This window comes from Streptomyces sp. NBC_01408 (assembly GCF_026340255.1).
Classification (GTDB): domain Bacteria; phylum Actinomycetota; class Actinomycetes; order Streptomycetales; family Streptomycetaceae; genus Streptomyces.
The window spans coordinates 3,188,931-3,209,201 of sequence record NZ_JAPEPJ010000001.1 but is presented as its reverse complement, the minus strand read 5'-3'; the positions used below and the strand labels follow the sequence as shown (position 1 = coordinate 3,209,201).

The 20,271-nt window shown below is 73.4% G+C and carries 18 protein-coding genes; 8 read left to right on the top strand and 10 right to left on the bottom strand.

Annotation, left to right across the window (positions count from 1 at the left end):
* Window positions 1-18: 18 nt before the first annotated feature.
* Entirely contained in the window at window positions 19-3,687 is a 3,669-nt protein-coding gene (locus OG447_RS14635; protein WP_266936923.1) for a BTAD domain-containing putative transcriptional regulator, read from the bottom strand.
* 73 nt (window positions 3,688-3,760) lie between these two features.
* Between OG447_RS14635 and OG447_RS14630 the strand changes: the two genes are divergently transcribed.
* A complete protein-coding gene (locus tag OG447_RS14630; protein WP_266936922.1) occupies window positions 3,761-4,564 on the top strand; it encodes a site-2 protease family protein in 804 nt (267 codons plus the stop codon).
* 17 nt (window positions 4,565-4,581) lie between these two features.
* Here OG447_RS14630 and OG447_RS14625 read toward each other — a convergent pair whose 3' ends face one another.
* From OG447_RS14625 to OG447_RS14610, 4 genes are all read right to left on the bottom strand, one after another.
* Window positions 4,582-4,773, bottom strand: a complete 192-nt coding sequence (locus tag OG447_RS14625) for a hypothetical protein (RefSeq protein ID WP_266936921.1) — start codon at window positions 4,771-4,773, stop codon at window positions 4,582-4,584.
* Between the two features lie 138 nt (window positions 4,774-4,911).
* Window positions 4,912-5,631, bottom strand: coding sequence for an NADPH-dependent F420 reductase (gene npdG, locus OG447_RS14620; protein WP_266936920.1), 720 nt, complete (start codon window positions 5,629-5,631; stop codon window positions 4,912-4,914).
* A gap of 20 nt (window positions 5,632-5,651) precedes the next feature.
* The gene (locus tag OG447_RS14615; RefSeq protein WP_266936919.1) at window positions 5,652-7,232 is read right to left on the bottom strand and encodes a transposase; all 1,581 of its coding nucleotides are present in this window, start codon (window positions 7,230-7,232) and stop codon (window positions 5,652-5,654) included.
* A 58-nt stretch (window positions 7,233-7,290) separates the two neighbouring features.
* On the bottom strand, window positions 7,291-7,869 hold the full coding sequence (locus tag OG447_RS14610; RefSeq protein WP_266936918.1) for an IS607 family transposase: 579 nt from the start codon (window positions 7,867-7,869) through the stop codon (window positions 7,291-7,293).
* Window positions 7,870-8,067: 198 nt separating this feature from the next.
* On the opposite strand from OG447_RS14610, the gene OG447_RS14605 reads away from it, so the two are divergent.
* Window positions 8,068-8,673 carry a hypothetical protein gene (locus OG447_RS14605; RefSeq protein WP_266936917.1) on the top strand — a complete coding sequence of 202 codons (606 nt, stop codon included), beginning with the start codon at window positions 8,068-8,070 and terminating at the stop codon, window positions 8,671-8,673.
* A gap of 58 nt (window positions 8,674-8,731) precedes the next feature.
* Here the strand turns inward: OG447_RS14605 and OG447_RS14600 are convergent, their stop codons facing one another.
* Window positions 8,732-8,974: a hypothetical protein gene (locus OG447_RS14600; protein ID WP_266938878.1), complete on the bottom strand. Its 243-nt coding sequence runs from the start codon at window positions 8,972-8,974 to the stop codon at window positions 8,732-8,734.
* A gap of 72 nt (window positions 8,975-9,046) precedes the next feature.
* On the opposite strand from OG447_RS14600, the gene map reads away from it, so the two are divergent.
* Both map and OG447_RS14590 read left to right on the top strand, forming a co-directional pair.
* Window positions 9,047-9,904: a type I methionyl aminopeptidase gene (gene map / locus OG447_RS14595; protein WP_266936916.1), complete on the top strand. Its 858-nt coding sequence runs from the start codon at window positions 9,047-9,049 to the stop codon at window positions 9,902-9,904.
* 132 nt (window positions 9,905-10,036) lie between these two features.
* Window positions 10,037-10,684 carry a heme oxygenase (biliverdin-producing) gene (locus tag OG447_RS14590; RefSeq protein WP_266936915.1) on the top strand — a complete coding sequence of 216 codons (648 nt, stop codon included), beginning with the start codon at window positions 10,037-10,039 and terminating at the stop codon, window positions 10,682-10,684.
* A 134-nt stretch (window positions 10,685-10,818) separates the two neighbouring features.
* Here the strand turns inward: OG447_RS14590 and OG447_RS14585 are convergent, their stop codons facing one another.
* The 3 genes from OG447_RS14585 to OG447_RS14575 form a co-directional block, all read right to left on the bottom strand.
* Window positions 10,819-11,493, bottom strand: coding sequence for a PhzF family phenazine biosynthesis protein (locus OG447_RS14585; RefSeq protein ID WP_266936914.1), 675 nt, complete (start codon window positions 11,491-11,493; stop codon window positions 10,819-10,821).
* A gap of 19 nt (window positions 11,494-11,512) precedes the next feature.
* Entirely contained in the window at window positions 11,513-12,955 is a 1,443-nt protein-coding gene (locus OG447_RS14580) for an HtaA domain-containing protein (RefSeq protein WP_266936913.1), read from the bottom strand.
* Between the two features lie 125 nt (window positions 12,956-13,080).
* Complete coding sequence (locus OG447_RS14575) at window positions 13,081-14,529, bottom strand: HtaA domain-containing protein (RefSeq protein WP_266936912.1); 1,449 nt, start codon at window positions 14,527-14,529, stop codon at window positions 13,081-13,083.
* A gap of 167 nt (window positions 14,530-14,696) precedes the next feature.
* On the opposite strand from OG447_RS14575, the gene OG447_RS14570 reads away from it, so the two are divergent.
* The 3 genes from OG447_RS14570 to OG447_RS14560 all read left to right on the top strand — a co-directional run bounded on the left by OG447_RS14570 (window position 14,697) and on the right by OG447_RS14560 (window position 17,843).
* The gene (locus OG447_RS14570) at window positions 14,697-15,674 is read left to right on the top strand and encodes a hemin ABC transporter substrate-binding protein (protein WP_266938877.1); all 978 of its coding nucleotides are present in this window, start codon (window positions 14,697-14,699) and stop codon (window positions 15,672-15,674) included.
* A 214-nt stretch (window positions 15,675-15,888) separates the two neighbouring features.
* On the top strand, window positions 15,889-16,962 hold the full coding sequence (locus OG447_RS14565) for an iron ABC transporter permease (protein ID WP_266938876.1): 1,074 nt from the start codon (window positions 15,889-15,891) through the stop codon (window positions 16,960-16,962).
* A 5-nt stretch (window positions 16,963-16,967) separates the two neighbouring features.
* Window positions 16,968-17,843, top strand: coding sequence for a heme ABC transporter ATP-binding protein (locus tag OG447_RS14560; RefSeq protein WP_266938875.1), 876 nt, complete (start codon window positions 16,968-16,970; stop codon window positions 17,841-17,843).
* 166 nt (window positions 17,844-18,009) lie between these two features.
* Here the strand turns inward: OG447_RS14560 and OG447_RS14555 are convergent, their stop codons facing one another.
* Window positions 18,010-18,771 carry an SDR family oxidoreductase gene (locus tag OG447_RS14555; protein WP_266936911.1) on the bottom strand — a complete coding sequence of 254 codons (762 nt, stop codon included), beginning with the start codon at window positions 18,769-18,771 and terminating at the stop codon, window positions 18,010-18,012.
* A gap of 107 nt (window positions 18,772-18,878) precedes the next feature.
* Between OG447_RS14555 and OG447_RS14550 the strand changes: the two genes are divergently transcribed.
* Window positions 18,879-20,264 (top strand): Bcr/CflA family multidrug efflux MFS transporter, encoded by a 1,386-nt coding sequence (locus OG447_RS14550; RefSeq protein WP_266936910.1) that lies wholly within the window; start codon window positions 18,879-18,881, stop codon window positions 20,262-20,264.
* Window positions 20,265-20,271: the final 7 nt, after the last annotated feature.

The following is a 20,271-nucleotide window of genomic DNA, read 5'->3' as shown; positions in this document are numbered from 1 at the left end:
CCCCTGACCGGGCCCGGATCAGAACAGGGCGGTGGCCTCCTCCAGGGTGAGGCCGCCGCCCTCGGCGTATGCCGCCTCGTACGCGGCGTCGCCCAGCGCCGCCCGGGCCAGCTCCTCGGCGCGGGCGCTGTCCTCGCGTTCCGTCGTCACCGCGAAGTGCCGGGGCGGCAGCAGGGCGCGGTAGGCGCCGAGCAGCCGGGCGGCGTCGTGCGCCCGCCGGTGGCCGCCGAGCGAGGCCAGGGACACGGCGGCGGTCATCAGGTAGACCGCCTGCATCTGCGGGGCCACCAGCCGCGCCATCGGGTCCGAGGCGGACCCCATGGCCTGGTGCAGCCGTTCGAGGGCCTCCTCGTAGTGGCCCTCCTGGTTGTCCAGCCAGGCCATCGTGCCGAGCAGGAAACCGTCGAAGACGGCGAACGCGCCGAAGGCGAACTCGTCGCGCAGGAGCTGGAGCTGTTCGCGGGCCTCGGCGATGCGGCCGGTGCGCCCGAGGACACCCGCGAGGAACATCCGGGCCGCGGGCAGCGCCTCGTTGCTGAACCGCTCCACCGTCGCGGTCACTTCGCCGAGGATCCGCTCGGCCTCCTCGAAGCGGCCGCTCTCGGTGAGCGTCCCGGACATCCGTACGCGCAACACCGCCACCTGCGCCCTGGCACCGAGGCGTTCGGCGTAGGCGATGGCCTCGCGGTAGTCGCGGGTGGCCGGGCCGTACTCGCCGCGCTTCTCCCGGGACTCGGCGCGCGCCGAGAGCGCCTCGGCGCAGCCCCAGGCGTCGCCGAGCTCACGGAACAGGGCCAGGCTCTCGTCGGCGTCGCGGGAGGCGTCGCCCGCCCAGTCGGCCCGGTTGGCGAGGATGTTCGCGCGGAGCTGGAGCGCGGAGGCGAGTTCCCAGCGGTAGCCCATCGCGCGGGCGGTGGCCACGGTCTCGTCGATGACCCGTTTGAGCAGCCCGGGATCGCCCGCGATCATGACGGCGTAGATCCACAGGGAGCTGGGTGTCCGGCAGGTCTGCGGAAGTCCGGGCCGGTAGGCGGCGAGCACCCCCTCGACCTGGGCCCGGGCCTCCGGGCTGTTCCAGGAGTCGCTGGTCTGGTCCCGGGAGGCCAGCTGGACCAGGTGGACGGCGCGCCAGGCCTCGGTGAGCAGCTCGCCGGAGTAGGGCGGCGGCGAGTCGACGAGCCGCTCGTACACGGGCTCGGCGGGGACCACGGGCGGCCCGAAGGGGTTGGGGCCCAGCGCCGCGGCCGCCTCGGACCAGTGCCGGGCCTCGGCGCGCAGGTCGTGCATGTGCCAGTACCAGCCCAGGGAGTGGATCAGGCACAGCACTTCGCCGACGTCGCGGGCGGCGACGGCCCGGCGCAGGGCGGTACGGAGGTTCTCGTACTCGGTGGCGAGACGGTCGGCGGCCGCCCGCTGGCCGTGGCCGCGGAGCAGGGGTTCGCTGATGCGGGCGAGTTCGCGGTAGTGGACGAGGTGGCGGCGTTCGGTGGCCGCGCGGTCGCCCTCGGCCTCGGCGAGGCGCTCGGCGGCGTACTCGCCGACCGTCTCCAGGAGGCGGTAGCGCATGCCGGAGCCGTCGGAGCCGGGGGCGGCCACGACGAGGGACTTGTCGACGAGGGAGCCGAGGGTGTCGGCGACGTCGAGGCTTCCTCGGGCACAGACCGCTTCGGCGGCGGCTAGGTCGCAGCCGCCGGCGAAGACGGACAGCCGGCGCAGCACGGTGCGTTCGGCTTCGTCGAGGAGGTCCCAGGACCAGTCGACGACGGCCCGCAGGGTCTGCTGACGGGGCAGGACCGTACGGGCGCCGCTGGTCAGCAGACGGAAGCGGTCGTCGAGCCGGTCGGCGATCTGGCGCGGGGTGAGCAGCCGCAGCCGCGCGGCCGCCAGCTCGATGGCGAGCGGCAGCCCGTCGAGGCGGCGGCAGATCTCGGCGGCGGCGGCCGGGTCGTCCGCCGTGCGGAAACCGGGCCGGGCGGCGGCTCCGCGGTCCCCGAGGAGCCGGAGCGCGACCGGGTCGGGCAGCGGTTCCACCGGGCGCAGGGACTCCCCCGGCACGCCGAGGGGTTCGCGGCTGGTGGCGAGGATCTGGACGCCCGGGCAGTGCGTGAGGAGCCGTTCGGCGAGCTCGGCGGCGGCGCCGATGACGTGCTCGCAGTTGTCCAGGAGCAGCAGGAGCCGCCTGCGCGCGCAGTACTCGGTGAGCCGGTCGAGGGGGTCGGACCCGCCGCGGTCGGTCAGGGCCCGCAGCTCCTCGGCGGAGGCGCCGCGCAGCTTGGTCTCGCGTGCGCCGAGCGTGGCGAGCGCGGCCTCGGCGACGTCGTCGGGGTCGTCGACGGGGGCGAGCTCGACGAGCCACACCCCGTCCGGCCAGCCGGCTCCGGCGTGCGCCTCTGCGGCCTCCTGGGACAGCCGGGTCTTGCCGGCCCCGCCGGGGCCGAGCAGCGTGACGAGCCGCGCCCGGGCCAGGTCGTCCCCGATGACCCGGATGTCCTCCTCGCGGCCGACGAACGTGGTCAGCCGCGCCCGCAGGTTCCCCGGGCCGGGCGGTACGGGTCGGGGCGCGTGCACGTCCCCTGTGCCCGGGGCGGCAGCCGGGACCTGGGCCGTGGCCGGGATGGCCTGTGCGCGACCGCCACCGGGAGCGGGCCGGGGCCCGGACGCGGGCGCGGACCCGGTCCCGGGCGCATACCCGGATGTAGGCGCGGACCCTGGAGCGGTCCCGGGCCCCGGCGCGGTCCCAGGCACCTGCCCAGAGGCGGGAGCGACCCCCGGAGCGATCCCGGGCCCGTTCCCAGACTCGGGAGCGGACCCCGGCACGGGCGCATGCCCGGCCCCGGGCGCGGACCCCGATGCGTACCCGGACCCCGGAGCAGTCCCGGGCCCGTTCCCGGACGCGGGAGCGGGAGCGGGCCCCGGCGCGGGCCCGGAAACCGGTGCGGCCCCCGGCACGGGCATCGGCACGGGCATCGGCGGGGTGAGGAGTTCGGCGTGCAGGGCGCGCAGGGCCGGGCCGGGGTCCGTGCCCAGGCGGGCGGCCAGGTCCCGCCGGACGGCGTCGTACGCGGCCAGCGCCTCCGCCGGGCGGCCCGCGTCGCGCAGCGCCCTGATGCGCAGGGCCTGCAGGGGCTCGTCCAGCGGCTGCCGGGCGCACAGCGCGGTCAGCTCCGGCAGGGCGCGCTCCGCCCGGCCCAGGGCCAGGGCCGCGGTGAGCAGGCCCCGGCGCGCGTCACCCCGTACGGCCTCCCAGCGCGCGGACTCGGCGCCCGGGTCGGGGAGGTCCGCGAGGGCGGGCCCGCCCCACAGCGCGAGCGCCTCCTCGTACAGGGCGGTGGCCTTGGCGGGGTCCCCCTCGGCCAGCGCGACGTCACCGGCCAGGGCGAGGCGTTCGAAGCGGTACAGGTCGATGTCCTCGCGCTCGGCGGCGAGCAGGTAGCCGCCTTCCGCGGAGCGCACGGCCGCGCGCCCGAGGGCCCGCCGCAGCCGGGCGACCAGCGCCTGGAGGGCGGCCACCGCGTCGGCCGGCGGGTCGCCGTCCCACACCTCGGCGACGAGCAGGTACACGGGGACCGCCCGGCCCGGCCGCAGCGCGAGCGCCGTCAGGAGCGCGCGCAGACGTGCTCCGCCGACGGCGACGGGGCTCCCGTCGTCGCGGATGGCCCGGGTGGTGCCGAGGATCGTGTAACGCACCGGCCCATTGTCCCCGGAGCCGGTCCCGGACCCGACCTTATTTCCGCCGGGCTCCCGGGATAGGTTTCGCCGCATGGGTCATCAGGGGAGCCGCGGCGAGCGGCGCATCAGTTCCGTGTTCCTCGGGATCGTCGCCGTCATGGCGGTCACCGGCTGGGCGGTGTGGACCGGTTACTCGACGAGCACGGGGCTCGCCGTGTTCCTCTTCGTCACCTCGGCCTGGATCGTCTCCCTCTGCCTGCACGAGTACGCGCACGCCCGCACCGCCCTGCACAGCGGCGACCTGACGGTGGGCGCGAAGGGGTACCTGACCCTGAACCCGCTCAAGTACACGCACGCGCTGCTCAGCATCGTCCTGCCGGTGCTCTTCGTGATCCTCGGCGGACTGGGCCTGCCCGGCGGGGCCGTGTACATCGAGCGCGACCGGATCCGGGGCCGCTGGAAGCACAGCATCATCTCGGCGGCGGGCCCGCTGACCAACGTGGCCTTCGCCGCCGTCTGCACGGCCCCGTTCTGGCTGGACGCCCTGGAGGGGGTGCCGGGTCCGTTCCGCCTCGCGCTCGCGTTCCTGGCCCTGCTCCAGGTCTCGGCGGCGATCCTGAACTTCCTGCCGGTGCCCGGCCTGGACGGCTACGGGGTGATCGAGCCCTGGCTGTCGTACGGAGTCCGCCGCCAGGTGGAGCCGCTGGCGCCGTTCGGCCTGATCGCCGTCTTCGCGCTGCTGTGGATCCCCGGGGTGAACAGCTTCTTCTTCGACGTGGTCTACGGCCTGCTGGGCTCCCTCGGCGTGACCGAGGTGGAGGCCTACTGCGGCCGTGAGCTGTACAGCTTCTGGCGCGAGGACAGCGCCTTCTTCTGCGCGGTTCCGCAGCCGTAGCGCGTCCTGGTCAGCGGCTAGAGGGTGTCCTGGGCGGCGGCGGCCTTGTCGGCCTTCGCCTTGCGCACGTAGTACCAGGCCATGTTGGACGTGACACCGGCCAGCAGCACCCAGACGATCCCGAGGAAGCTGCCCTCCACGAAGGCGACCACGGCGGCGGCCAGGGCGAGGACGCAGCAGACGATGGCGAAGACGGCAAGGCGGGGCATGGAAGAAGCTCCTCGGGAACACTGAACGGGGTCGAGCCCCTCCAGTGTCCCCCATGCCCCGCAGTGCTCCCGTAAGGAAACGGAGCGCGGCGCGGGCCGGGCCGCCGGACCGGACCGGGCCGCCGGGCGGGCTCGGTGTCAGACGTCCGTGATGCGCAGGCCCGCGTGGGCCTTGTAGCGGCGGTTCGTGGAGATCAGGTTGGCTACGAGGGACTCGACCTGGTGGGCGTTGCGCAGGCGGCCCGCGAAGACTCCTCGCATGCCCGGGATGCGGGCGGCCAGGGCCTGGACGAGGTCCGTGTCGGCGCGGGCCTCGCCGAGGACCATCACGTCGGTGTCGATCTCCTCGATCGACTCGTCCTGGAGCAGGACCGCCGAGAGGTGGTGGAAGGCCGCGGTGACGCGGGAGTCCGGGAGCAGGGCCGCGGCCTGCTGGGCGGCGCTGCCCTCCTCGACCTGGAGGGCGTAGGCGCCCTGCTTGTCGAAGCCCAGCGGGTTGACGCAGTCCACCACGAGCTTGCCCGCGAGGTCCTCGCGCAGCGATTCGAGGGTCTTGGCGTGACCCTCCCAAGGCACCGCGATGATCACGATGTCGCTGCGGCGCGCGCACTCGGCGTTGTCCGCACCTTCCACGCCGAGGCCCAGTTCCCCGGCGGCGCTGTGGGCGCGGTCCGCGGCGCGGGAGCCGATGATCACCTTCTGGCCGGCCCGGGCGAGCCGGTAGGCCAGGCCGCGGCCCTGGTCGCCGGTGCCGCCGAGGACGCCGACGACGAGGCCGGAGACGTCCGGAAGGTCCCACGGGTCCTTGGCCGGCGCCTTGGCGGCCGGCGGCGTCTGAGTGCTGTCTGGGGAGGTCATGGGGGCGAGGGTAACCGTTCCTAGAGACTGAGCGGGAGTGAGTCCTGTTGCCAGGACTGGTCTCTCTCAGCCGCGCGCCCCGGACGGTGTTGGGCGTGCTGGTTGCCCGTGTTCGCTCCGTGTCCGGGCTGCGCGCATCGTGTGCGTGGTCCGGGAACACGGGGTCGGGTTTCCTCACGTCCTCGGGTGTCCGGTTCGGCCTGGACGGTCCGATGCCCGCGACGATCACTCCGGTCGTCGTGGGGCGGTGCCGTCCGTCGCCGGATCGGGTGCCCGAGGGCGCGTCTGCCGATCGCGATGCTCGCGGCATCGTGCCGGGTCGTGGTGCGGTGGGGCGCTGTCATGGGTTTTTGCCAGTGCTGGGCGCCCCACAGGCTGGTGTACGCGGGGTCGACCGCGACGATCGGCAGACCCCTTTCGGCTGCCATGGAGACGAGCCGTGCACGGAGTCTGGCGGTGGGGATGCCGGAGATCAGTTGCCGGAACTTCTTCTTCCGGCCGTGCTTCTCGCGGGTCTTCTCGTCGGTGAAGTCGAGGTCTTCGATGGCGATGGCCGTGACGCCGCACCGTTGTGCCCAGTGGAGGAGGCGGGTGATGGCGTGGCGGATCTGCGCGTCCCGGTGCTGGGCGGTTCCGGTGAGGTCGTAGGGGAAGCGGTGCGGTTCGCCGACGGGGTTGCCGTGGGGGTCGAGTCGCCAGGCGGCGAAGTGATCGGCGTTCGTGTCCACGCCGATGATGCCGTTCGCGCGTGCCGCCGGGAGGGAGATGGTCTGGACGGCGGGGCGGGTCCAGGCGGCGTCGAGGTACCAGCGGCCGCGCACGGTGTCGTAGTGGACGCGGTAGGCGACAGCCCGGTCCGTAGACGTGCGGTCGCGCCACTCCTCGCCCCGGTGGGGGAACGCGACGCGCGCCGTGAGTGTGTACCGGCCGCGCGGGCTGTTGGCGTACCCGGCGAGCGGGGTCGGCAGCTTGATGCTGACCTCTCCCTCGGGGGTGACCCGGATGGTCTCGTTCCCGAACCTCTTCCCGGACTCGCCGTCGGCTGACAGGAACCAGCGGGCTGCCTCCCACCTCTCCCGCCACTCAGGTTCCGTGAGACCGGCCGCATCCAGGTGGTGGCGGGTGTTCGCCGGTTTCCGGCCTCCGCGCACCACCCGTACCCGGCCCGCCTCACGATCAGCCGACACGGCTGCGTGCCGGGCCTCCAGGGATGCCAGCCGGCGGGACTTGGCAAACCACTCACGCTGCGACCGGTAGCCGCCGGGAGCGCGCTTGGTGCCGCGCTGTCCGACCGGGAGGGACAGGCGGTGGCGGAGCATGCGGATGCCCGCATCAAGCCCGGCCAGGTGGGTGGCCTGAGCGCGGCGGGACAGCGACCACTGGTCATGCGTCGCCTTCGTGACCGACCCCGCCCACCGGGACGACGACAGCGGGGTCAGCTCGCGCTTGCGCCCGGCCCACGACTCATTGGAATGCCCCAGGCCATCAGCACACCGGGCCTTGAGGTCACGTCCCGCCAAGGCGGCCAGATGCGCGGCGACCAGCCGCAGGACCTTCTCATCCTCCGCCGTCAGAGCCTTGAGCCGGTCACGTATCGACACGCCTGAGGGACCGAGGGCAACGAACGGCGTGGCGATTGTCCGCAGCCCCCTCCCCGGCTCAGCCACCCTGCGCCGCCGCTTCCAGGGCCTTGACAGCCCGGTTCTTCGCGCCACGGCGTCCGTGCAGGCGAGCACAGAACGAGGTGAGCACGTCCATCATGTCCCGGACCAGGTCGTCATCGACCTCGCCGTCATCCAGCACGACGAGACGGCGTCCGTGCGCGGACAGGGCGGCTTCGACCAGTTCCACATTCATCCACCCGAGGCGGTCCCTGTGCTCCACCACCACACAGGTCACATCAGGGTCGGCCAGCAGACGACGCGCCTTCGACCGGGAACCGTTCATACCCGAACCGGTCTCCGACTCGATCCGGACCACCCGGTGACCGGCCTTCGCCGCCCACTGTGAAAGACGCGTCACCTGACGCTCAAGATCCGCCTTCTGATCATGAGACGACACCCGGGCATACAAGCCGACACCACCCACCACCTCAGGTGCGGCATGCGCCTCCACATTCACCAGGATCGTGCGCGGCCCGACCCGCTGAGCCGGTACCGGCAAAGTCCCCTCACGAAACCAGCGATACGCGGTCTGCGGATGCACACCCTGCGCCTTCGCCCACTCCTTCAGGTTCACACCCACGACCGTAACCACACTCACCCAAACGCACTATCACTCACAAGAGTGACCTGACGGCACAACAGCTACTAACCCCGGGACGGGCAGAGTCGAACGGCCGTCGGCCACGGTGCGGGGGCGGGGTGCGGGGCGGGGTGCGGGGCGGCGTGTCGGCAAGCGCTCCCGTATGTCCCTTCCATGGTGCAGGATGCCGATATGGATGCCGTGAGGGTCGCGCTGCTGCGCGAGGTGCTCGCCGGTACGCAGTGGCCCGGCGCCGCGCGCCGTTTCGCGGGCTCGCTGCGGCGTGCCGTCGTACCGGCCGGCGGGAAACTGCTGCTGGTGGGGACGGCTCAGTACGAGCCGTGGCACCTGGCGGCGCACCTGGTGGACGAGGCCGCCTGGTCGGGTCTGCCGGAGCTGGCGCCCACGCTGGTACGCCACCACGTGCGGCCCGGTGAGCCTCCGCACCTGTCGGTGGGGCTGGGCCGGCTGGCCGCGGCCCGGCGCGGGCACACCCTGCTGGTGGTGGCCCCGGAGCGGCCCGGGGAGGGTCTGCTGGAGCGGGTCCACGACGCCCGGCGGGCGGGGGCGACCGTACTGTCCCTGGACGGCGGGGACCCGGACCTGGGCACGCTCGCGCACGACGCGTTGTCGGTGGCGGACGGGACGGCCGAGCTGGATCTGGACACGGTGCAGCACCTGGTCAGCGCGGCGGCCGGGGAGAACAGCCTGCCGGCGCAGCGCGGGCCGCGCCGGTTCCGGGACCGGCTGGCGCGGCTCGCCGACCAGTTGACCGCGCCGCCGCCCAGCCGCTGGTAGCGGCGTCCGCCACGGCCACTCCGGCCACTGCGGCCCTTACGGGCCGTTCGCCGCGGGCCTACGGAGCCGTGCCCTCGCCTTCCTCCTCCTCGCGGGACTTGTCGTTCCACTTGGGGTCGTTCTGCCACTCCAGGTTGCGCTCCTGCGCCGTCTCCATGGCGTGCGCGGCCTCCGCGGGCGTCTCGTAGGGGCCGAAACGGTCCTTCGCCGGGCACTCGGGGCCTTCCTCGACCTTCTGGTGGACGAGGCAGTAGTACCACTCGCCCGCTTTGCCCACCTGGCGCTTCTTGAACAGGGCCATCGCTGTCAGGCTCCTCTCGATGCCGCTCTCTGCCGCCATGCTGCCCCATCCCCGCTGGATACACTCGCTTGCATGTCTGGCCAGTCGCTGCTCGTACCAGGCGAGCTTTCTCCCGCCCGTTCCGTTCCCGGAAACATCCGCCGACCCGAGTACGTGGGCAAGCCCGCGCCCACTCCCTACACCGGGCCGGAGGTGCAGTCCGCCGAGACCATCGAGGCGATGCGCATCGCCGGCCGGATCGCCGCCCAGGCGATGGAAGAGGCCGCCAAGCTCATCGCCCCGGGGGTGACCACCGATGAGCTGGACCGCGTCGCCCACGCGTACATGTGCGACCACGGCGCCTACCCCTCGACGCTGGGCTACCGGGGCTATCCGAAGTCCCTGTGCTCCTCGGTCAACGAGGTCATCTGTCACGGCATCCCCGACTCGACCGTCCTGCGCGACGGCGACATCGTGAACCTCGACGTGACCGCGTACATCGGCGGGGTGCACGGCGACAACAACGCCACGTACCTGTGCGGGGACGTGGACGAGGATTCGCGGCTGCTGGTGGAGCGCACCCGAGAGGCGCTGAACCGGGCCATCAAGGCCGTCAAGCCGGGCCGCCAGATCAACATCATCGGCCGGGTCATCGAGTCGTACGCGAAGCGTTTCGGCTACGGCGTGGTCCGGGACTTCACCGGGCACGGCATCAATTCCTCGTTCCACTCCGGCCTGATCGTCCCGCACTACGACAGCCCGCACGCCACCACGGTCATCGAGCCCGGGATGACCTTCACCATCGAGCCGATGCTGACCCTGGGCACCCACGAGTACGACATGTGGGAGGACGGCTGGACGGTCGTCACGAAGGACCGCAAGCGCACCGCGCAGTTCGAGCACACACTGGTGGTGACGGACAGCGGGGCGGAGATCCTGACCCTGCCGTAGTCCGGCCCGGACGTGTGGCCGGATTTTTTACCGACAGCACGTCGGGAACACATTGACTTAGGTATGCCTAAGTAGGAGGATCAGGTGTGGCGGCTGCCGCCACGCCTGCTCCCTCTTCTTCGGAGGTCCCCCTTGGACGCCTTCTCTACGGTCATCCGCGTCGCCTCGCACGAGCAGCACACCGAGGCGGAGACGTCGACCTTCATGAGCGACCTGCTCGGCGGCCGCCTGGGCGTGGAGGCCTACACGCGCTACACCGAACAGCTGTGGTTCGTGTACCGGGCCCTGGAGGATGCGGCCGAGTCGCTCAAGGACGACCCGGTGGCGGGCCCGTTCATCCAGCCGGAGCTGATGCGCGTCGCCGAGATCGAGCGCGACCTCGGACACCTGCTCGGCCCGTCCTGGCGGGAGACGGTCGTGGCACTGCCCGCGACCGAGGCCTACGCCGCCCGCGTGGCCGAGTGCGCGGCCCAGTGGCCGGGCGGGTACGTCGCCCACCACTACACCCGCTACCTGGGCGACCTCTCCGGCGGCCAGATCATCCGGGACAAGGCCGAGCGCACCTGGGGCTTCGAGCGCAAGGGCGACGGGGTCCGCTTCTACGTCTTCGCGGACATCGCCAACCCGGCGGCCTTCAAGCGGACGTACCGCGAGCTGCTGGACGCGATCGCCGCGGACGACCTGGAGAAGCAGCGCATCATCGACGAGTGCAAGCGCGCGTTCGGCTTCAACGGCTCGGTCTTCCGCGAGCTGGGCGAGCAGTTCCCGCTGAGCGCGTAGCCCCAAATCCAGCCTCGTCGGCGTTCGAGGCGCCGATCCGGGCAGGCCCGGTGCCCGGCGGAGCCGGGATTCCTGGGGCTCCGCCCCAGACCCCGCGCCTCAAACGCCGGCGAGGCTGGGTCCGGGCCCGCGCCTCAAACGCCGGCGAGGCTGAAGTTGCCCGGGGCAAAGCGGACCCGGCCGCCGATCTCCACCGTGCCGTCGGGGCCCGGCGCCGTGAGGATCTGGGAGCCCGCGCCCTGGACGATGTTCAGGGCGCGGTTCAGCTGGGTCGTCAGCAGGACCGCCGCCGAACCGGTGGCCTCGTCCTCCACGACGGCCCCGTCGGGGCGGCGCGGAAAGCCGCGGGCCCGTACCCGGCCCGCGGCCTCGTCCTCCCAGGCCCAGGCGTACAGCCAGCCCTCGCCCGGCGGCGGGGCGGGCAGCGCCTCCACCTCGGCGGGACTCGCGTACTGCTCGGTGCGCTTGCCCTCGACCCACTCGGCGCGGGCCGTGATCCAGGTGAACTCCCCGTCGTCGCGCGCCCATACGGACCCGGCCGGGGGCTGGAGCTCCTCGATGTCCAGCAGCCAGGCGACCCCGACCAGCGGATGTCCCGCGAAGGACATCCGCGTGCCGGGGGTGCGGATGTCGACGACCCCGCGCTCGGGGTCGTCGACGAACACCGTCTCGCTGTAGCCGAGTTCGGCGGCGAGCCGCTGCCGGGACGCGTCGTCCGGGCAGGTCCGGCCGTCGCGTACGACTCCGAGCAGGTTGCCGTACCGGCCGTCACCCGCGCAGAAGACCTTGAGGACGTCTAGATCGTTCACGCGGGCATTGAAGCACGGCTCAGATCCGGGCCGTGCCGCGGCGCTTGCGCGCGAGGAACACCGCGCCGGCGCCGACCGCCACCACCGCGCCGGAGACGCCGAGCAGGGTCCCGGCCGGGATCTCGGCGCCGGTGGCGGCGAGGTTGCCGCCGACCGAACCGCCGCCCGCGGTGGTGCCCGTACCGCCGGTGGTGCCGCCCGCCGGGAGGGTGGCGTCCTTGTCCACGGCCACCGAGAAGGTGAGCGGGTCGAGGGCGTCGCCGGCCTTGTACATGGAGCCGGTGGTGTCGTTGGCGAAGGCCGCCGCGCCCTGTTCCGTGAAGGCCGCCGGGACCGCGTCGAGGGCCAGCAGGCCGCCCTTGGTCTTGTAGTCGGTCTTCGACAGGTCGAGCGTGGCGAAGGGGACGGCCGTCTTGCTGCCGGAGGCATTCTTGACGTCCACGTACAGGGTGCCGGTCTTGCCGGCGGCCTCGACCCGGGGGTTGGCGAAGCTCATGTCGATGCCGTGGCCCGCGTACTGGAAGCGCAGGGAGCCCTCGAAGGAGACGTTCAGCTTCTGCTTCGCGGCGTCCAGCTCGCCCTTGGCGAGGGCGAAGGCGTAGAGGTCGCCGTTCTTCACGGCGCCGCCGCCGGGGGTGATCGAGCCCGCGCCCAGCACGTACTTGCGGAAGGACTCCTTCACGCCCCACGTCAGGCCGGCCTTGAGGACCTTCTGCGCGCCGTCGGCCGGGGCGGTCGGCGCCGCGGTGGTCCTGGTCGGCGTGGGAGTCGGCTTGGTCGCCGTCGCCGTCGCCGTGGGCGTGGGGCTGGGCTTCGGGGACGGGGGCGTCGGGCTCGGCTCGGACTTCTCGAACTCCAGCTTCGCCGTCAGCGGGTCGCCGGTCTTGCCCTCGTAACCCGGCGAACCGAGCGCGTCGGCGGCCGCCTTGGTGAGCTTGGTCCCCAGCTTCTCCATCGACTGGCCGCCGAAGGCGACGTCCGCGAGCGCCACGTCCTGGGCCGTGGCCCCGGCCTTGGTGACGTCGGCGGTGAGCTGCTTGGTGCCCGTGTCGATACGGAAGTCCGAGAGCTTGACCTCGAAGCCGTGGCCGGCCGGCGGGGCGGGCGAGGAGAAGGTGACGCTGCCCTTGAAGGCGGCCTTCACCACGTGCCCGGCGGTCGGGTCGTACTGGCCGACGGCCTCGCCGAACCGGAGGGTGCCGTCCGCGTCGGCCTTCGCGCCGTCGGCCACGGTGATGGTGCCCTTGGCCATGCCCGTCACGTACGCGCGGTAGCTGGCGAGCACGCCCCAGTCGAGGGTGCCGCCGACTATCTTCACCGGCGCGGTCGGCGCGCCGCCGGCCTTCGGGGCGGCGGCCGGGGCGACCGCGGCCGTGGCGGGCAGGACGAGGGCGGTGGTGCCGAGCGCGGCGGCGGTGAGAACGGCGGCCGCGAGGGCGATCGGGCGACGGAGGGACGACATGGCTGAGGACTCCTGAGGGAACGGGATCGGGGGTGTGGGGCGGCAGCCCTGGGGGTGTCGTCAGCCGGACGGGACCGCGACGCCACTTCGGACGGGCGGCGCGACCCTGACCCACCGGACACCCCCTACGGGGCTTCGGTGGGCGCGGCCGCCGCGTCGGCATCGGCCCGCGCCGCAGCGGCGGCGTCGGTGCGGCACTTGCGGACCACCAGGAAGGCGGCGCCGCCGGCCAGCACCAGCACGGCCGCGGCCAGGGCCACGTACAGCCCGGTGTCCGAGGACTCCCCGGCCTGCGCGGCGGGGGCCGGGGCGGCGGGCGGTGCGGAGGAGGTGGCGGGCGCGGGGGAGGCCGTGGAGCCGAGGTCGGGGAGGGCGGGCAGCTGTGCGGAGGTGTCGAGGGCGACGGCGAGGGTGACGGGGTCCATCTCGGTGCCCGCCTTGTACATGGCGTTGAAGGCCTGGGAGCCGCCCTCGGTCAGGGTGGCCGGGGCTTCGGTCAGGGTGGCGAGGGCGCCCTCGGTCTTCAGCCCCTTGGCGTCGAACTCGACGAGCGCGACGGCGCTCTTCGTCTCGCCGCCCGCGGCGGTGACGTCGGCGGACAGGACGCCCTTGCCGTTCTCCACCTTGACGCTCACCTTGCCGAGCTTCAGGTCCAGGTGGGCTCCGGTGAAGTGGACGGTCCCGGCGAAGGCCGCGTCGAGCGTGCCCTTCTGGCCGTCGTACGCACCCTTGCCCTGCGGGAAGCGGAACAGCGCGCCCCCGTCCAGGGCGCCCTCGGCGAGGACCCACTTGCCCTGGCCGATGGAGCCGGTGACGTACTCGCGGAAGGTCCGGCGGACGCCCCAGTCGACGGCGGCGTCGGCGAAGGCGCCCTGCGGCTGCGGGGTTCCCTCGCCCTGGCTCGGCGGTCCCGAGGGCTGCGCGGACTGCGCAGGCCGGGAGGGGGCCGCCGGGGCCAGTACGTCGGCGGAGAGCGAGACCGGGTCGAGCGGCGCGCCGGCCGCGTAGTAGCCCGCGAAGGCCTTGGCGCCCTGTTCGGTGAGGGTGGCCGGGACGTTGGAGAGGGCGATCGGGGTGCTGCCGCCCTTCATGTCGATGCCGCCGAGGCCGAGGGTGGCGAAGGGCACCTGGGACTGGCTGGTGACCTGGCCGGTGTCCTTGGCCTTGCCGGCGACGTCCACGTACAGGGTGCCGCGGCCGCCGGAGATCTTGACGGTGGGGCGGCTGACGGTCATGTCCAGCTCGTACGCGCCGTCGGGCTTCTGGTGGCCCTGGAAGGTCACGCCGCCGCTGAAGGAGGCGTTGAACTCCCCCGAGTCGGGCTCGTACGAACCGGCCGCCGAGTGGAAGCGGAACAGGCTGCCGCCCGCGGTGGCGGCTCCGCTCTTCAGCTTGAAAGAACCTTTCGCGATGGGACCCGTGACATAACTCTGGAAGGACGATTTGATACCCCAGTCCAGCCGGCCGCCCTGCACGGTGCGGCCCGCCGCCTGGGCGGCGGTGGCCGGGAGCAGCACTCCCAGCAGGGCCACCAGCAGGACGACTGCCGGCGCACGGGCGGGTCCAGCGGACATGAATGCCCCTCCAGGGTCTAGCGAGTTAGGTGAGGCTAACCTAAACTACGGTTGGCCGTGAGTGGAACCCCTCGGTCGCCCCCAACCTTCATCCGCCGGACGACCAGGACGGTGCCCTCGTGCCCACGCCCGCCGCCCCACCCCGCTCCCCCCGCATCGGCCTCGCCATGACCGCCCTGGTCGCCCTGGCACTGGCCGTCACGGGCTGCGGGAGCACGGCAACGCCCGCGGGCCGGCCCGCCCATACCGCCGCCGCGGCCCCGGACCGGGTGGAACCGCTCGAACCCTCGCCCGCGCCCGTACTGCCCGTCACCGTGCCCTCCAGCGACGGCACTCCGGTCACGGTCAGCTCCGCGGACCGGGTGGTCCCGCTGACCGGCAGCCTCAGCGAGATCGTGCACACCCTCGGCCTCGGCCGACAGGTCGTCGCCCGGGACATCACGGCCACCTTCGAACAGGCCGCGCAGCTGCCCGTGGTGACACGTGGTCATGACGTCTCGGCCGAGAGCGTGCTCTCGCTGCGCCCGACCCTGGTCCTGGCGGAGACCACCACCGGTCCCGCGGAAGCGATCCAGCAGATCCGTGACGCGGGCATCCCGGTCCTGGTCGTCGCCCCCGCCAAGACGCTGGAGGACGCACCGAAGCGGATCTCGGCGGTGGCCGCCGCGCTCGGCGTGAAGGAGGCCGGCGACCAGCTGAACCAGCGCACCGCCGACCGGATCGCCGCCGCCCGCAAGGACATTCCGGCCGCCACGGGCAAGAAGCCCCGGGTCGCCTTCCTCTACCTGCGCGGCACGGCCTCCGTCTACCTGCTGGGCGGCTCGGACTCCGGCGCGGCCTCCCTGCTGGAAGCGGCGGGTGCGGTCGACACGGGCAAGGACTCGGGGCTGGGCAAGGACTTCACCCCCATCACCAGCGAGGCCCTGGCGGCCGCCGCCCCCGACGCGATCCTGGTCATGTCCAAGGGGCTCGAATCCGTCGGCGGTGTCGACGGCCTGGTCAAGATCCCGGGCGTCGCCCAGACCCCGGCCGGCATGGACCGCCGGGTGGTCACCATCGACGACGGGGTCCTGCTCAACTACGGCCCCCGCACGGACCAGGTCCTCACCACCCTGATCACCCAGCTCTACGGCAAGGCGTCCTGACGTGCGGCTTCCTTCCGAATCCCGGTCCACGGAAGCCGGGTCGGCCGGTGGCGGCGGGGTCCGTGCCCGGCGGCTCCGCCGCGCGGGGCTCCGCCCCACACCCCGCGCCTCAAACGCCGGCGAGGCTGAAATTGCCCTGCGGGCAATCCAGCCCCGTCCGGCGGACGACGCCGGCCAGAATCCAGCCCAGCCCGGGGGTCCCCCCGGACGGAGTCTGGGGGAGTTTGAGGCGCGGGGTCCGGGGCGGAGCCTCAGGCCGCGAAGCCACACGGCCCCTCTCCTCACCGCCGCCCTCGTCGGCGCCCTGGTCCTGCTGGCCCTGATCTCCGCAGGAGTCGGCGCCTACGGGATCCCCCTCACCGACGTCCTCGCCTCCGTCCAGCACCGCCTCGGCCTCGGCGGGGCGCCGCTCGACCGGGTCGGGGAGAGCGTGCTGTGGAACGTACGCCTCCCCCGCGTCGCGCTCGCCCTGCTCGTCGGCGCGAGCCTCGGCTGCGCCGGCGCGCTCATGCAAGGCGTCTTCGGCAACCCGCTCGCCGAGCCCGGTGTCATCGGGATCTCGGCGGGCGCGGCCGTCGGGGCCGTCGCCGCCATCGGCCTCGGCCTCAGCTTCTTCGGCAACTGGACGGTCACCGTCTGCGCCTTCGTCGCGGGCCTGATCACCGTCACCGCCGTCTACCTGCTGTCGCGCAACGGCGGCCGGACCGAGGTCGTCACCCTCATCCTCACCGGCATCGCCGTGAACGCCTTCGCGGGCGCCCTGATCGGCCTCTTCATCTTCTTCGCCGACAGCGGCCAGGTGAACCAGATCACCTTCTGGCAGCTCGGCTCGCTCGCCCAGGCCACCTGGCCCAAGGTCCTCGCCGTACTCCCCTGCGCGATCGCCGGCCTGCTCGCCGCCCCCTTCTACGCCCGCAAGCTCGACCTGCTCTCCCTCGGCGAGCGGCCCGCCCGCCACCTGGGCATCGACGTCGAACGGCTGCGCCTCGCCCTCGTCCTGGTCGTCGCGCTGCTCACCGCCGCCGCCGTCGCGGTGGCCGGCATCATCACCTTCATCGGCCTCCTGATCCCGCACCTGCTGCGGATGGCCAACGGCCCCGGCCACCGCTTCCTGGTTCCCGGCAGCGCCCTGGCCGGCGCCGTCGTCCTCGTCGCGGGCGACCTGGCCGCGCGGACCCTCGCCCAGCCCGCCGAGCTGCCGCTCGGTGTGCTGACCGCCCTGCTCGGCAGCCCCTTCTTCTTCTGGCTGCTGCGCCGTACCCGCCGCAAGCAAGGAGGCTGGGCATGACCGGCATGCTGACCGGGCTGCTCTCCCGGAACAAGCGGGCCGTCCCCGCCCGGCCCGTCCCCGGCACGGCCTTCGCCGAGGCCGTGGACCTGCACGTCCGGCTGGGGCAGCGGGAGGTCCTGTCGGGCATCGCCCTGAGCGCGCGCGCCGGGGAGGTGCTGGCGCTGGTCGGTCCGAACGGCGCGGGCAAGTCCACGCTGCTGGCCGCGCTCGCCGCGGACCTGCCGGCCGCCTCCGGTGAGGTCCGGATCGACGGCCGCCCGGTGGGCGGCTGGAGCGCCCCCGAGCTGGCGCTGCGCCGCTCCGTACTCCCCCAGTCGGCCGCGCTGTCCTTCCCGTTCGCGGTGGAGGAGGTCGTACGGATGGGCCGCGCGCCCTGGGCCGGCACCGCCTTCGCCGACGCCGACGAGGAGGCCGTGGCCACCGCCATGGCCGCCACCGAGGTCACGGACTTCGCCGCGCGCCCCTTCTCCGCGCTCTCCGGCGGCGAGCGGGCCCGGGTCGCGCTGGCCCGCGTACTGGCCCAGCGGACCCCGCTGCTGCTGCTCGACGAGCCCACCGCCGCCCTGGACCTGCGCCACCAGGAGCTCGTGCTGCGGGTCTGCCGGGAGCGGGCCGCGGCCGGGGACGCGGTGGTGGTGGTCCTGCACGACCTGGGCCTGGCCGCCGCCTACGCGGACCGGGCCGCCGTCCTGCACGACGGGCGGATCGCGGCGGACGGCCGGCCGGCCGAGGTGTTCGAGGACGCGCTCCTCAGCCGGGTCTACCGGCAGCCGGTGGAGGTGCTCCCGCATCCGCGGACCGGGGCCCCGCTGGTGGTCCCCGTACGCGGAGCACTGCCCGGTGTTCCCGGGGCCGATTCCAGCCCCTCCGGCGTTTGAGGAGCGGGGTCCGGGGCGGAGTCCCGGCATCCGTGCCGCACGGACCCCTCGGCACCGGCGTCCGCGCTCACGCGATCCGCACGCCCTGGCCACCGACCCTGACCCGGGGGTCACCCGCTGGCCATGCGGTCATGATCGACTAGGCACCGGGGCCCGGCAATGGGATTCAGCCGCGGCCGATGTACGGCATGGCCGTCGCCATCACCGTCGCGAACTGCACGTTCGCCTCCAGCGGGAGCTCCGCCATGTGCAGCACGGTCCGTGCCACGTCGGCGGCGTCCATCACCGGCTCCACCGCCAGCTGCCCGTTGGCCTGGAGGATGCCGGTCTGCATCCGCTCGGTCATCTCGGTCGCCGCGTTGCCGATGTCGATCTGGCCGCAGGCGATCCGGTACGGCCGGCCGTCCAGGGACAGCGACTTCGTCAGGCCGGTCATCGCGTGCTTGGTGGCGGTGTAGGCGATGGAGTTCGGGCGCGGCACGTGCGCGGAGATGGAGCCGTTGTTGATGATGCGGCCGCCCTGCGGGTCCTGTGCCTTCATCTGCCGGAAGGCCGCCTGCGCACACAGGAAGGCGCCGGTCAGGTTGACGTCCACGACCGAGCGCCAGGCCTCGTAGCTGATGTCCTCCAGCGGGACCCCGCCCGGCCCGAAGGTGCCCGCGTTGTTGAAGAGCAGGTCGAGGCGCCCGTACCGCTCGTGCACCGCGGCGAACAGCGCGGCCACGTCCTGCGGATCGCTCACGTCAGCCGGGACGCACAGCACGTCCGCGTCGGCCCCGGCCGCCCGGGCCGTCTCCTCCAGGGGCTCGGCGCGGCGGCCCGCCACGGCCACCGCCCAGCCGGCCCCGGCCAGGGCGAGGGCCACGGAGCGGCCGATCCCGGAACCGGCACCGGTCACCACGGCGGTCTTCTTCACACGTGCGCTCATGGGGCCGCAGGCTACGTCACACCGGGCCTCGGACCCCGGACGTTCCAAGGGCTGAGAGCATGGGTCGGTCAGGGGTTCGTGAGCAGGACGAAAGACTGGAGTGCCGCATGACGGAGAGAGCCCCCGCGACGACCCCTTCGGACGCGTCGTCGCCCGCGTCGCCCTCCGCTCCCCAGGCCACCGACCCCGAAGCCCCCGGTCCCCGAGCCCCCGGCCCCAAGGCTGCCGTCCCCACCGCGGGCGCCCTCGCGGCTGCCGCGCCCCTGGCCGCCGCCCGCCGCACCGGACTGCTCGTCATCTTCATGCTGGGCGGGCTCACCGCCCTGCCCCCGCTGTCCATGGACATGTACCTCCCGGCCCTGCCGGAGGTCACCACCGCCCTGAACAGCCCGGCCGCGACCGTCCAGCTCACCCTGACGGCCTGCCTCGCCGGCATGGCCCTGGGCCAGCTGGTCATCGGCCCGATGAGCGACAAGTGGGGCCGCCGCAGACCCCTGCTCATCGGCATGGTCGTCTACGTCCTCGCCACCGCGATCTGCGCCTTCGCGCCCACCGCCGAGCTCCTGATCGGCTTCCGGCTGCTCCAGGGCCTGTCGGGCGCGGCCGCGATAGTCATCGCGCGGGCCGTCGTACGCGACCTGTACGACGGGGTCGAGATGGCCCGGTTCTTCTCCACCCTGATGCTGGTCTCCGGGGTCGCCCCGATCATCGCCCCCCTCATCGGCGGCCAGGTGCTGCGCTTCTCCGACTGGCGGGGCGTCTTCGTCGTCCTGACCGGCGTCGGCGCCCTGCTGACGCTGCTGGTGTGGCGGCGGCTCGACGAGACGCTGCCGCCCGAGCGGCGGCAGACCGGCGGGGTGGGCGCCGCCCTGCACACCATGCGCGGGCTGCTCGGCGACCGGGTCTTCACCGGGTACACGCTGACCGGCGGCTTCGCCTTCGCCGTGCTGTTCGCCTACATATCGGCCTCGCCGTTCGTGATCCAGGAGATCTACGGGGCCTCGCCGCAGGCCTTCAGCCTGCTGTTCGGGCTCAACTCCGTCGGCCTGATCGCCGCCGGCCAGATCAACGGCAAGCTGCTGGTGGGCCGGGTCAGCCTCGACAAGGTCCTGGCCGCCGGGCTCGCGATCGCCGGGGCCGCCGCGGTGGCCCTGCTGCTGATGTCCACCGGGGTGTTCGGGAAGGCCGGGCTGTTCCCGGTCGCCGCCGCCCTGTTCGTGCTGATGTCGTCCATGGGCGTGATCCTGCCGAACACCAACGCGCAGGCCCTGATGCGCACCCCGCACGCCGCCGGTTCGGCCTCCGCGCTGATCGGCACCACCTCCTTCCTCGTCGGGGCGATCGCCTCGCCGCTGGTCGGGATCGCGGGCGAGGACACGGCCGTGCCGATGGCCGTCGTCCAGGTGGTGTGCTCGGTGCTCGCGGCCGGCTGCTTCCTCGGCATGTGCCGGCCCTGGCGCGAGCGGGAGCCCGCGGTCCCGTCCGCGGAATAAACTTCGC